The following is a 12,486-nucleotide window of genomic DNA, read 5'->3' on the forward strand; positions in this document are numbered from 1 at the left end:
GTCGGAGGGAAGTCATGCAACAGGACATACTGGTCGCCGCAGCATTGTTATTGTCCGTCGTTGTCCTTGTTCCGACTGTCTTTTTCGCGATTGAATGCCTCGCGGGAAGCATCGGCCGGCAGAGCACACCGCCTCGTCAGAACGGCCGACGACCGCAAGTCGCGGTTCTTGTCCCGGCGCACAACGAAGAGCTTCAGATCATCGGCACCCTGCAGAGCATCCAAAGCCAGATGCGCGATGGCGATCGGCTGGTCGTCGTGGCGGACAACTGCAACGATCTCACCGCCTCGCTGGCGCGCGAAGCGGGCGCAGATGTCATCGTACGGTTCGATCCGCTTCGCCGCGGCAAGGGATACGCCCTCGACGCTGGCGTCAGGTACCTCGGCCTGCTGCCGCCGGACGTGGTCGTCATTGTCGACGCCGATTGCTGGCTGGAACCAGGCGCGCTCGATAACCTCGCCCTCATGGCTGCGGCAACGAACGGACCCGTGCAATCCCGCTACCTGATGTTCGCGCCGCCGGACGCAAGCATCAACCTCGCGGTTTCCGAATTCGCATTTCTCCTGAAGAACCGGATCCGGCTTCTCGGACTGGCTAAACTCGGGCTTCCTGCGCAATTGACCGGCTCGGGCATGGCATTTCCCTGGGCCGTCCTGCGTGACGCCGCACTTGCGAATGGCGATCTGGTCGAAGACATGAAGCTTGGGCTGGACCTCGCGCGGATCGGCCAGGCTCCGCTTTTTTGCGATGCCGCAGCCGTAAGCAGCAGGTTTCCGTATTCGAAGAAAGGCCTCGAAACACAAGCCTCCCGATGGAACGCGGGCCGCTTGGCGTTAGCGGCACACCTTTTCTCGGCTTTGCTTGACGTCAACACGTTGCGGAACAGAGCCTATCTGGCGCTCGTCGTCGATGCGCTCATACCGCCGCTGACATTGCTGGCAGCGCTTCTCTTGCTCTCACTGTTTCCGGCAGTCTTCCTCGCGACTTCGGGAATTGCGATCGCGCCATTGGCTATCTCGATCATCAGCATCCTGGCTTTCGATATCGCGCTGTCGGTAGCCTGGTGGCGTCACGGCAGACGCGCGCTTCCCATGCATGCCATGGCTGACATCCCTGGATACATCTTCAGGAAACTGAGGCTCTATCCGCGCCATGTCATCGAAGCCGGCGGGGCCACCTGGATCAGAACCGATCGAACCAGGGTCCACTGATCCGGGGCGAGAGGGGCATTCCCCTTTCGGAGAGCCGGCTCAAGACGCGGGATCCGGGACGGCCTTGGCCTCCGTCAGGTTCGTCTTTGTCGCCGAGAGTTTCTGAGCAATATGCTCTGCAACACGCAAGGCGTTCGCGGCGACCGTCAGGCTTGGATTGGCCCCTCCGCTAGTCGGAAAGAACGAAGCATCGACGACATAGAGATTGTCCAGGTCGTGCACGCGGTTGTTGGTATCCAATACCGCAGTAGAGGGATCCGAACCAAACCGGCATGTGCCACAGGCATGGCCGTAGTTGAGGTTGACTTCGGAACCGAGCATCATCATCCGGTGCCACTTGAATGCTGTCCGGTATAGTTTGCGGAATGCCTGCATTCTTTGCCGCAACTCGGCATGAATGGTATATTCGAAATACATTCTGGCCGGATCTTCCGGATCGGGCCTGACCCGATTTTCGGGATAAGGCAGATCCTCGAGGATAGAGGTGAATATCGTCGCATTGCCTGAGATAAGGGCGCCGATCATCGCCGGGATGCGCATCAAGGGCTTCAGCGGCTTCAGCCAGATCCAGCCATTCCGGTCGATCAACGATTTCAGGAAGTGAAGCACGTTGTTGGCGGTCGCCGTCAGACCCGTAGACTGGATGACGCCCAGCTTGAGGCCTTGATATTCGTAGAAATCGCGAAGACCGATAGCCTTTCCCGGCTCTGAAACACGGGTTCTGCCGCGAGGCCAGACAGCGAAGAAATCAGACGCGTGGAACATCAGATTGCGCCCCACGAGATCCGACGTGTTGGCAAGGCCGTTCGGCCAGAACTCGTTCGTGGAATTAAGAAGCAGCAAGGGCGTTGAAAGCGCGCCGGCGGCGAGCACATAGAGCTTTGCGACGATCGCCAGCTCGTTCCCGTTCTTCCGGCAAGACAATTGCGTGACCGCCCGGTCATCGGCCGAGATCTTTTCCACACTGCACTGATCGATGATCATCGCATTGCCCGTCGCGAGCGCCGGCTCGACGAATGCCCGCCGTGCGTCCTGCTTGCAGGACTTGTGACAGATGAAGCCGCCGCATTGGCTACATCCGTCGATATATCGGCAGGCCGTGTGAACCCGATAGGGATGCATTCCATTCGACTGCGCGGAGTCGAAAAAGTGCTGGTCGCATCGGGTCATGGCGGGAGGCTCGATGACATCAGATTGCGGCTGCAGCGGGTCCTGGCTGCCGCGAACGTGCAGAAGGCCTTCCGCCTTGCGGTAAAAAGGCTCCAGATTTTCGTAACCGATCGGCCAGGCCGACCTGCCGGACTTGTCGACGTTTTTGAAGTCGCTTGGGGAAAACCGTTCGAGCGCTGCAGCATAGATGAGCGTCGAACCGCCGACGCCGCAACCGAGTGCAGGAAAGAAGCGCACGGGATGGGCATCCACCGTGCCGGAAATCTGCTGCGGCCACCGGCCATTTCTCAGGCGTTTCGTTTCATCCGGACTGTCAGGATCATCAGCTTCATCCTGCGGGAACTCAGCCAGACCTTTTTCGATGAAAAGGACGCGATATCCGGCGGTTGCCAAAGCGTATCCCATTGCCGCCCCGCCCATTCCGGCGCCGACGATGGCAACGTCCCATTCAAATTCCATCCACACCCCCAACTGAAAACAAAGGGCTGTTGCGATTAGCCTTCAGCCGGCAGGACCCCTCCGGCGGCTGAGCCCCGATATCCAAAATTGCTGCTAATGTTCATTTTCATCGGCAGAGCAAGACAGTCCCGCCTTCTCGTTCAAAATATAAAATTGATCTATACCATTTAACTTAAGTCAAAATAAAATTACCTCGGAAATCTCGAAGGCAGATTCAACCCTATAGAGGAAAGATTGTATTCAATCGGCCCAGCAACAAAAGTAGGTAATAGGGAGATCATTCTTAGGAGGTAGGCTGGATACATTGTGCCCACCCTCTCCTCGGCTATACTCTTATCGCTGGTAGGGGTTTTTTAACGATGATCACACCATTCGAGCCGAAGATTGGAAATGATTACATCTCGTATGAGCAGAAGTCTCAACGCGGGGGGCCTGAATATCATGTTATCGCCTATGTGGCTGCCGCTGCCGACTTCATCTATCTTCTCGGAGCGACCGGCGTCGGTTTCACGGGTTATCAATATGCCGTTTTCGGATCTGCGCCCGATCCGTCGCTCTTTATCGGGATCGGCCTGGTTCTATCGACGATCTTCGTGCTCGCAATGCACAGCGCGCAGGCCTACAGCCCGGAGAGCATTCAGCTCCTGCGGCCACAAATCCGGCTGATCTGCATTCTGATTCCAAGCGCTCTCGCTTTCCTGCTGACGGTCATTTTCTTTTTGAAAATCGGAACGACCTTCTCGCGCGGGGCGATCCTGATGACAGCTGTCATCTCTCTGTCTGGGCTGATCTGCACCCGCCTGTTCTGGCACTGGTATCTGCCGTCGGCAGCGGCTGCGGCGTCCTTCAAGATGAAACGAGTACTCCTGATCTGTCATGAGGAGTTTTCAGCGGAACACTGGCAGCATAAGGCGGCCGCAAGCGGTATGACACTCGTGCAGGTCCTCCGCCTCTCGGATGAAAATCTGTTGCCCGTGAACGCTCTGCAGAGACTGGGGCAGAGCGAGACCGACAACATCGACGAGGTATTCATCATCTGGCGGGACCCGAACGTCTCCAAGCTCGAATTCTACCTCGGAGAACTCAGGCGCTCTGCATCGCCAGTCAATGTCATCTTCGACGGCGTCGTCGGCCGGCTTACCAGTGCTCCGGCCCGCAAGATCGGCGGCATGACGGCATTCCAGACGCAGCGGCCGCCGCTGAACCTTTACGAACGCGGCACCAAGCGCGCGTTCGACATCATCTTCTCGCTATTGGCCATCCTCTCGCTGTTTCCGCTGTTGCTCGTCGTGGCGATCGCCATCAAATGCGATTCCAGGGGTCCTGTTCTGTTCAGGCAGGTCCGCAAAGGATATGGCGGCCGCTCGTTCCGAATTTTGAAGTTCCGCAGCATGACCGTCATGGAAGATTCTGCTGATATTCGCCAGGCTACCAGGAACGACCCCCGCGTCACGAGGATGGGGGCCATCATCCGCGCTTCGAGTATCGATGAGTTGCCGCAACTCTGGAACGTCCTCCGAGGCGAGATGTCGATCGTCGGCCCCCGTCCGCATGCGCTCGCCCACGACGAACTCTATGATGCGCAGATCGCCAAATATGCCTTCAGGCGGCATGTCAAACCCGGGCTGACCGGCTGGGCTCAGATCAACAATTGCCGCGGCGAGACGCCGAATATCGAGAAGATGGAAGAACGGATATTCCACGACCTCTGGTACATCAACAACTGGTCGTTCTGGCTCGATATGAAGATCGTCGTCCGCACCGCAATCGAGATCTGCGATTTCGGCAAGGTCTACTGATTCACTGCAAGATCGGAAGGCTTTAAGCCGATGGCAGCGCCGGGATGTGGGTGACATCCCGCATCCCGGCGGCCTCGATGAGGACTTCGCAGGGCGGTGCGTGGCTGATGAAATGGATTGGGCTGGCCGTCAGCCCGTAGGCGCCGCTGTTATGCACGGCAACAAGATCACCCTCTTTAATCCGCGGAAGCATCGCCGCGACGGCGAGCCGGTCGATCGAGGTGCAAAGCGGGCCGACGAGATTGACTTTCTCCGGTTTACCCTGCCCACCGACCTTGTGCATCGTATAGTTCCGATGCATCACCATTCCGAAATGACCGGAAGCCGGCAGGTGATTGTTCATGCCGCCATCGCAGATACCGATCCGCACGCCGCGTGATTCCTTGACCGAAATGACGCGCGTCAGAAAATATCCGGCCTCACCGACAAGATAGCGCCCAAGTTCGAGCACCAGCCGGGTCTCGGTAAATTGCGGCAACGCCTTGAGACCATCGAGATCCGCCGCGATGCCGGCAGCGACGGCGGCCAGGTCGAGCGGCAAGTCGCCGTCATGATAGGGAATTCCGAGCCCGGAACCGAACACCAGTTTTTCCGGCAGCGGAATGTAAGCTTCGCAGACCTCCCGGAAAATGCCGATGAAGTTGCGATAGTTCTCGCAGATAGCTTCGGGCTTCAGGCACTGCGTGCCGGAATAGATGTGCAACCCGACGATCTTGAGATTGGGCAGGGCTGCGATCTCAGGCATGTCTCTCGCAACATCTTCCCAGTCGATGCCGAAGGCCGAAGGCCGCCCGGCCATCTGATCGCCAAACCCTTTGGGAACCGTGGTCGGAGCAATGCGGACGAGGACATGCTGGATACGCCCGAGTTCGGCGGCGATGGAATTGGCAAGTACAGCCTCACGCACTGATTCCAGGATCAGTTCGCCAATGTCGCCTTCGATCGCCTCCCGGATTTCGAACTGCCGTTTTCCCGGACCTGTGAAACTGATGCGCGCGGCTTCCCATCCCGCTGCAAGAGCTGTCCTGAATTCGCCGATGGAGGAGACGTCGAGATATTCAACCTGTCCCCTCATCAGGGAAAGCAATGCCGGATTGGGATTGCTCTTCGCGGCAAAGCTCAGCGCAAAACGCCCCTCGAAAGCTTGCCTCAGGAGCGCTGCCCGGCTTTCGATCGCCGACGCGAGATAAACATAGGAGGGGGTTCCGAATGATGCCGCCGCAGTCTGCAGCCAGACATCGAGCGCCGAAGAGTGGTTCATCAGGCGCTGGCTTCGGCAAAACGGATGATCCGGGACGGCGTATCGAAATTCTCGAGCGTCACGTCCTCGGCGCGGATGGCAAGGCCCGTCGTCTGCTCGACAAAGGCCAGCAGGTTCACCATCGAGACGGAATCGAGAAGCCCCGAGGAGAACAGTTCGCTCTCGCTGTCCGCATGGGCGATATTCAGGGATTCCCGCAGGTAACCAATCAATTTTCCATGGGTAAGGCTCATTGCAAGTTCTCCCTCGTTTCGGTCACTTTGACTGGGACTGCCGGCGGGGGCGCACTGAGGACAATTTCCCCGCCTTGCATGCATTCGCGGGAAAGGCGCACCACATCCGGTCGCGCCAGTTTGCCGCTCGACGTCCGGGGCATTCCTTCCGCCCACACATGGAACTGGCGCGGCACCATATAGGACGGCATCGCGCGCCGGCAGTAACGCAGCAAGGCTTCCTCATCGAACTCGCCGATCGGCGTTATCGCCACATGCACGGTTTGCCCCAGTTCCTCGTCGTCGACACCGAAGGCGACTGCTTCCGCCACCACGCCGCTGCGGCAGACGAGATCCTCGATCTCATCGGGACTGACGCGGAAGCCGCTGGTCTTGATCATCGCGTCGTTACGGCCGATGAACCACAGGTCGCCATCGGCATCGATCCTGACGATATCGCCGCTATAGACGACCGGTTCGTCGCCGATCAGGTGCCAGAGCTCCGGACACGGCCTGATCTTTTGCTCCGTTACCTCGGGCTTGCCCCAATATCCAAGGCTCACAAGCGGGCCGCGGTGAACCAGTTCACCCTGTTCGCCGGGATAGGCGATGCCTTCGCCATGCTTGATGACATAGACTTCGGCGCCGGGGATCGCCTGGCCGATCGCGCCCATCTTGCGGGTGAACTTCTGCGGCGAAAGATAGGTGGAGCGGAAGGCCTCGGTCAGCCCGTACATCAAGTAGACATCCGCATCCGGAAAAACCCGCGGTATCTGCTCCAGGATATTGAGCGAAATCTTGCCGCCGGAATTGGTGATCCGCCTGAGCGCAGGAAATTCCACGGGGTTGTCTTTCAGCAGCCGCACGATCTGGCTCCACAGCGGCGGCACGGCGGCGACGCCGGTCACCCGATGCCGCTGCATCGCCAGCACGATTTCGGTCGCCATCGGCACCGCCTGATGCACGACTGTACCGCCCATCAGCATCATCGTCGTCAGCTGATTCAGGCCATAGTCGAAGCTGTAGGGCAGGACGCTGAGCAGCCGATCGTCCTCCCTGAGGCCCAGATAGCGCGACACGGACCGGGCGCCGGCAACGATGTTGCGATGGGTCAGCATCACGCCCTTCGGCATGCCCGTCGAACCGGATGTGTAGATGATCATTGCAAGTTCTGTGTCGAGGCGCGCGATCTCGTCGCCGGAAAAGTCCTCCGGAAGATGATCCCAGACATCGAATATGGTGTCGGCCGGCAATTTGCCTTTGACCAGGACATTGTCGACCGTGTCGGGTAGTTTGCGTGCGCCAAGCGCCTCGGCGACCCTTGCCTCGACGATCAGCAGGCGTGCGCCGCAGTCGTTGGCGACATATTCGAGCTGCTCGACCGTCCATTGCGTGTTGACGTTGACGATCACTCCACCGACCTTGGCGATGGCGAACATGGCGGTGACTTCTGCGATGCTCTTGCGCAGGTGCACGATCACCCGGTCGCCCGGCCGGATATTGCGGCTCTGAAGATAGCCCGCCAGCCGATCCACCTCGGCCACCACAGCGGCATAGCTCGCTGCACGATGACCGTCGATGATCGCCGGCTTGCCCGGCCTTGCATCAAGGTTGTCAGCCAGAAGCTGATAGAAGTTGGTGGTCAACGCGTTCATGGCAAACTCCTCCAGCGATGGGTGGATCAAGGGCCGGCATCAGCCTTGGTGTGCTCGCTCAAAAACGGGCCGAGGCGGGGATAGATCCTGGCCGGTGAGCCGACGACGATCGAATCCGACGGGACATCGGTGGAGACCGCCGTATTCGCTCCTATCCGCACCCGATCGCCGATCCGAATGTCGCCAAGAATGGTGGAATTTACGCCGATAAAGACGTCATCGCCGATCCTGGGCGCGCCGGCGCTCATGTTCGTGCCGATCGTGACATTGTGCATGATGCCGCATCGTTTTCCGATCACGACCGCCGGGTGGATCGAGATCGACCCCTCGACGTGGATGATGTGAAAACCCTCGCCAAGCGTCACCTCGGCCGGGATCCACACGCGCGTCAGCGTTGAAACGACCATGTTGATCGCGCCGTAGATCTTCTGGAAGAACCGCCTGGCGACGTAGCTTCGGCGGCTGCCCGCCCATCGACCAAAGCGATAGACCAACAGCGCGATAAAGGCGGCATTGAGGACCGTCCCGCCGTGACGGTCATAGTCCTTGCGCACCAGTTGGCCGAACGGGACGGGAGGCGCCTGCAGAGATGCCGTACTATTGTGGTCCTGCATCGCAACCGATTGAGGGTGGAGAAAACGAAGCCGTGAGGTCATGCGAACACCATCTCCAATGTGCGGCCGATATCATCCCAATCGACCCTGAAGTTTTCGCAGGTTCCCTCGCCGATGACGAGAGCGTAGCCCTGTCCCTGACGATCGGTGATGATCTTGAGAGCTGAAACCGCCCGGTCCGGGGGCTGGATGACGAAGAGGGTCGCGTCCGGCGGCATGACGGTGAGGCCATGCACCAGATGGCTGCCTTCGACGCCGGCGACGATGCGGGCGCCGGCACAGGCAAGAATAATGTCGTCAACCGACGACGCCATCGGATCGAGGATCCGGAATCCGAGTTTCGATGCGAACTGTTCGGCGATCTCGGCCTCGTTTGTCAGGTTCCGGCTGCTTCCCCCGTTCCCCCGCAGGATGAAGACACCGGGATGAACGGGAAAAGGCGGCACCGACGCCAGCAGCTTTTCGCGCAGCTGATCGGCCCGTTTCCTCTTGCTCGCGTTCTGCCCCTTGTCCCGGAAAAGGACCACTTCGTTGAAATGGACGTCGCTGACCTGGATCGGCTTGAAGCCCAGTTTCTGGGCGTATTGCGGCTCGTGCTCCCACGTGGCCAGCCGCGTCCTGACCGGCGTCTGATATTCGTCCGCCAGCGAATAAGTCAGACAGTCATCCAAAAGCCAGTTGCCGAACCAGCGATTGCCGACCCAGCTCTCGAACAGTGCCCCACTAGCCGATTGCTTGGGGGGCACATAGACCGGCAGCCGGCGGCTGCGAGGCCTGAGGCTCCTCGACGACTTCTGTCCATAGAGTACGCCGTCGATCAGGTCGATATTTTTGACCCGGTAACCGACTGTTGCCTCCTGGATGGTTTCGTAATTTCCCCTGAAGCCCTTCAATATCTCGGCAACGGAACCGAATTCCGCACCCGTGATGCGATCGAGATGATGCGGAAGAAATTTGGCCGGGTGGATGAAGCGTCTGACTTGCGGAGCGATCGTCCAACGTTCGCATGCGACCGCCTCGATGTCCGGAACAGAGATCCGGGCCGCTCTTCTCAAAGAATGCATGATCGGCGGAAAAGATATCAATCAACCATCCTCCCGGGGCCCGCGACGGCGCTTCGAACGCTGAGGCTCCATGCCCCCAAACTACCGCCCTGGGCAGGATAATCGCATAGCGGCCAATGGTTTCGCCGTGATCTTTGGGTTATCGGCCTACTCATTTCGAAGTATCAGATAACGATATTTTCCTCGTGCTCCAGCAGTGAAGCAATCGCCTGGGCGCTGATGCGATGGTGGAATTTCGCGGCGATCTTGGCCCGCGATGCCTGCCTCAACCGGCGTGAGAGATCATCGTTCAGCAATACTCTTTCGATAGCGGCTGCCATCTCCTCCGGACGCTGCGCTTGAACCAGCATGGCATCCACACCATGGTCGACGAGCTCGCTATTTCCACCGACATCGGTGACGATCACCGGCATCTCCATTGCCATCGCCTCCATGATGGCGACAGAAATCCCTTCGTTCAGACTGGCGAGCACGAAGATATGCGCGTCCTCCAGCCCTTGTCGCACCCGGGTTTCGGAGACCGCTCCCAGAAGTTCGACACAGCCGGTGAGCTTCTTTTCCGCAATCAGGGCTTCCAATGTCCTGCGATAGCCGCTGCCGCCCTGCTCGTCTTCGCCGGCAATCTGCAGGCGGACGTCGATGTCACGCCTTCGCAGAATTTCGACGGTTTGAAGCAGGAGGTCATGTCCTTTCACCGGATTGAGCCTGCCGCAGGTAAAGATCCGGCATGGTTCCCCAGGTTTCCAAGGGTTGTAGGGACGGCTCCTGCGAATCTGCTCCAGATCCACCCCCATCGGCGCAATCGCGATCCGGGACGGTTTCGAGCCGTTTAGCTTGACATCGATATCGTTGAACAACCGCTTGGAGATTACCGTCGCAAAGGCGGCATTCTTCCATTTCTGCCGCTGGTTGGGACCATAGCCCTCGAGTGTCGGGCCATGAAGCGTCAGGCTATAGGGTATTCCGGACAAGAGCGACGCCAGCGCCGCGACGTTCGCCGCGTCGGCGCAGGAATGGACATGAATATGGGACCAGTTTCCACGACGCGCGAGCCGCACGAGCTTGCCGGCAACCAATAGGATGGCGAGCATGCGCAGTCGACCGGCTGGAGATTTGATTTCCGCACCGAAAACGGCGGCAAGACTCCGGCCGACCCGACGCGGACCGGCGCGAACAATTTCCGCCATCGCTGCAAGCGCTCCGCGGAAGCCGAGCGGCAGAAGGTAGTCGGTCTCCCTGCGGGCTTCGTCGGCCCAGGCATGTGACGCGATCGCTTTCGGAGGAGGCGCCGTGGAAACGAATTGAGCCTCGATACCGAGCTCGGACAAGGCCTCGTGTTCACGCCACAGGAATATATGGGTCTGACCCGGAAATTCCGGTATGAAGAAACCTATCCTGCGACCCATCACCCCTCCTTGTTCCGACGCTCCCGCGACACGCGACCTTGTCGGCTGCGGCACTCGCATGACGGACCACGCGCGGTCGGTAACCGCAGGCACTAATCGGTTGAATGCAGAAGGATCATGGTCAGCGCCGGGTCGCCATTTCACAAGCTTTCTTGGCGGCGGATGGCCTTATCCTAAAGGGGACGGATTGCTTGGCACTCATCCGTTCGGGTTAGGAACAGGGATCGGACACGTACCTCTTTGTGCCTTGTTTGCAGGTGCCCGACGCGGCCGTAGTATAAACCGTCTTATCCCAGTTGGATGGGAAGGGGTTACCAATCACCGGGGGTCTACAGATGCGTGGGATAACGAGTCTCGCGGGGCTTTTGCTCTGCCTGACATTTGGGGACGTTGCCGCCCAGACAGCCTATCGCCTACAGCCAGGCGATACGCTTCAGGTATGGATTGCCCAGGAGCCAGAGCTCACCCGCGAGGTCGTCATTGCCCCCGACGGATGGCTGTCATTCCCCCTTGCAGGCCATATTCAGAGCGCCGGGCTTTCCCTTTCGGAACTGGAGGCGCAACTTCTCGATCGGCTGAAAACCTATTTCAACGACAAACCCAATCTGACGATCATGTTGCGGCCCAACACCCAGAACCCGCAGCTGATCTACGTTCTTGGCGAGGTCGCCACACCCGGCGCATACCCGTATCGGGCGAACATGACTGTCCTTCACGGCCTCAGCGTTGCCGGCGGCGTTTACCGCACGGCTTTGCTGGCCGCCGATCAGGACCGGTCCGTGATTGTACGCCGCGACGTCGAACACTCCCAAAAACGCCTGCAGGAACTGAAGGCCCGCATCGTCCGCCTCGAGGCAGAACTGCGGGGCGAAAAATCCATCGGCACGACCGAAGCGCTTGCCGCCGATCCGGCCCTTGCCCAGGAACAATCGCTGTTGAACGCCCGCATGGAAGCGCTTTCCATGGAGGAAAAAGCCCAGGCACAGGCAAACCAGCTCACGGAGCGAAACAGTCTCGCGATGCAGGAGCAGGTCGATACCATGACGAAACGGATCGACCTGGCCAAACGCCGCCTCCAGAGCATCACCGGGCTCGTCGCCAAGGGCGTGACCGAAGGTTCGCAGCAGATGGTCCAGGAAGGCACGATCGCCGAGCTCGAGGGACAGATCAGCCGACTGACATCTGAAATTGCAGTTGCCGAGCGCACCAAGATGGCGGAGCTCGCCCGTTACGATAGCGCTCGACAGGCACAGCGGACCCAATTGCTGGTCGAACTCAACGCGGCCCAGCGCGAGCAGGAAGAAACCGCAGCGCGGCTGGCCGACAGCACGCGGATCATGACCATCTATGGGGAGAGTGCTGCCTCAAGCCAGCAGAGGGAGCGGCGGCAGCTCGGCTATCACGTCGTGCGGACCGCCAACGGCGAAACCCGCGAGTTCGTCGCAACCGAGATGACCCCGATCCTGCCGGGCGACCTGTTGCGGGTCGTCTACACAGACCCGACAAAGACCGGGGATGCGGGGGCTGGTCAGCCGGTGGCTCGAGCCGAAACCCGCTCGTCCGAAGTAACGAGGGCAGCTCGATGACGGAGACTTCGTGATGACCAATGTATCTCGTACGCGAAGCAATGAGGCG

The 12,486-nt window shown here is 59.4% G+C and carries 10 protein-coding genes; 3 read left to right on the forward strand and 7 right to left on the reverse strand.

The annotated features are described in order from the left end of the window. Positions 1–14 precede the first annotated feature (14 nt). Positions 15–1,211 (forward strand): glycosyltransferase family 2 protein, encoded by a 1,197-nt coding sequence (locus tag AC1DLT_RS25935; RefSeq protein WP_477488669.1) that lies wholly within the window; start codon positions 15–17, stop codon positions 1,209–1,211. 39 nt (positions 1,212–1,250) lie between these two features. On the opposite strand, the gene AC1DLT_RS25940 is transcribed toward AC1DLT_RS25935, so the two are convergent. Beyond that, positions 1,251–2,840 carry a GMC family oxidoreductase gene (locus AC1DLT_RS25940; RefSeq protein ID WP_477488670.1) on the reverse strand — a complete coding sequence of 530 codons (1,590 nt, stop codon included), beginning with the start codon at positions 2,838–2,840 and terminating at the stop codon, positions 1,251–1,253. A gap of 359 nt (positions 2,841–3,199) precedes the next feature. Between AC1DLT_RS25940 and AC1DLT_RS25945 the strand changes: the two genes are divergently transcribed. Then, positions 3,200–4,639, forward strand: a complete 1,440-nt coding sequence (locus AC1DLT_RS25945; protein ID WP_477488671.1) for an exopolysaccharide biosynthesis polyprenyl glycosylphosphotransferase — start codon at positions 3,200–3,202, stop codon at positions 4,637–4,639. Between the two features lie 22 nt (positions 4,640–4,661). On the opposite strand, the gene AC1DLT_RS25950 is transcribed toward AC1DLT_RS25945, so the two are convergent. The 6 genes from AC1DLT_RS25950 to epsE form a co-directional block, all read right to left on the reverse strand. Next, positions 4,662–5,900, reverse strand: a complete 1,239-nt coding sequence (locus tag AC1DLT_RS25950; protein WP_477488672.1) for a type III PLP-dependent enzyme domain-containing protein — start codon at positions 5,898–5,900, stop codon at positions 4,662–4,664. Beyond that, positions 5,900–6,133, reverse strand: coding sequence for a phosphopantetheine-binding protein (locus AC1DLT_RS25955; protein ID WP_038546019.1), 234 nt, complete (start codon positions 6,131–6,133; stop codon positions 5,900–5,902). Before AC1DLT_RS25955 ends, AC1DLT_RS25950 begins: the two co-directional genes overlap by 1 nt. Then, a complete protein-coding gene (locus tag AC1DLT_RS25960) occupies positions 6,130–7,767 on the reverse strand; it encodes an AMP-binding protein (protein WP_247136427.1) in 1,638 nt (545 codons plus the stop codon). Before AC1DLT_RS25960 ends, AC1DLT_RS25955 begins: the two co-directional genes overlap by 4 nt. 26 nt (positions 7,768–7,793) lie before the next feature. After that, positions 7,794–8,423: a serine O-acetyltransferase gene (locus AC1DLT_RS25965; protein WP_477483473.1), complete on the reverse strand. Its 630-nt coding sequence runs from the start codon at positions 8,421–8,423 to the stop codon at positions 7,794–7,796. Further along, on the reverse strand, positions 8,420–9,466 hold the full coding sequence (locus AC1DLT_RS25970; RefSeq protein WP_247136425.1) for a glycosyltransferase family 61 protein: 1,047 nt from the start codon (positions 9,464–9,466) through the stop codon (positions 8,420–8,422). Before AC1DLT_RS25970 ends, AC1DLT_RS25965 begins: the two co-directional genes overlap by 4 nt. Before the next feature lie 143 nt (positions 9,467–9,609). Continuing rightward, positions 9,610–10,851, reverse strand: a complete 1,242-nt coding sequence (epsE, locus tag AC1DLT_RS25975; RefSeq protein WP_477488673.1) for an exopolysaccharide biosynthesis GT4 family glycosyltransferase EpsE — start codon at positions 10,849–10,851, stop codon at positions 9,610–9,612. Positions 10,852–11,186: 335 nt separating this feature from the next. Here epsE and AC1DLT_RS25980 point away from each other — a divergent pair, with 335 nt between their 5' ends. Then, positions 11,187–12,437, forward strand: a complete 1,251-nt coding sequence (locus AC1DLT_RS25980; protein ID WP_247033154.1) for a polysaccharide biosynthesis/export family protein — start codon at positions 11,187–11,189, stop codon at positions 12,435–12,437. Positions 12,438–12,486 lie beyond the last annotated feature (49 nt).

Source organism: Neorhizobium sp. 05N33, assembly GCF_056397445.1.

Excerpts from the sequence above, each read along its gene's own strand:
- AC1DLT_RS25960 (WP_247136427.1), bottom strand. The coding sequence starts at position 7,767 with ATGAACGCGTTGACCACCAACTTCTATCAGCTTCTGGCTGACAACCTT.
- AC1DLT_RS25945 (WP_477488671.1), top strand. The coding sequence starts at position 3,200 with ATGATCACACCATTCGAGCCGAAGATTGGAAATGATTACATCTCGTAT.
- AC1DLT_RS25955 (WP_038546019.1), bottom strand. The coding sequence starts at position 6,133 with ATGAGCCTTACCCATGGAAAATTGATTGGTTACCTGCGGGAATCCCTG.
- AC1DLT_RS25935 (WP_477488669.1), top strand. The coding sequence starts at position 15 with ATGCAACAGGACATACTGGTCGCCGCAGCATTGTTATTGTCCGTCGTT.
- AC1DLT_RS25950 (WP_477488672.1), bottom strand. The coding sequence starts at position 5,900 with ATGAACCACTCTTCGGCGCTCGATGTCTGGCTGCAGACTGCGGCGGCA.
- AC1DLT_RS25965 (WP_477483473.1), bottom strand. The coding sequence starts at position 8,423 with ATGACCTCACGGCTTCGTTTTCTCCACCCTCAATCGGTTGCGATGCAG.
- AC1DLT_RS25940 (WP_477488670.1), bottom strand. The coding sequence starts at position 2,840 with ATGGAATTTGAATGGGACGTTGCCATCGTCGGCGCCGGAATGGGCGGG.
- epsE (WP_477488673.1), bottom strand. The coding sequence starts at position 10,851 with ATGGGTCGCAGGATAGGTTTCTTCATACCGGAATTTCCGGGTCAGACC.
- AC1DLT_RS25980 (WP_247033154.1), top strand. The coding sequence starts at position 11,187 with ATGCGTGGGATAACGAGTCTCGCGGGGCTTTTGCTCTGCCTGACATTT.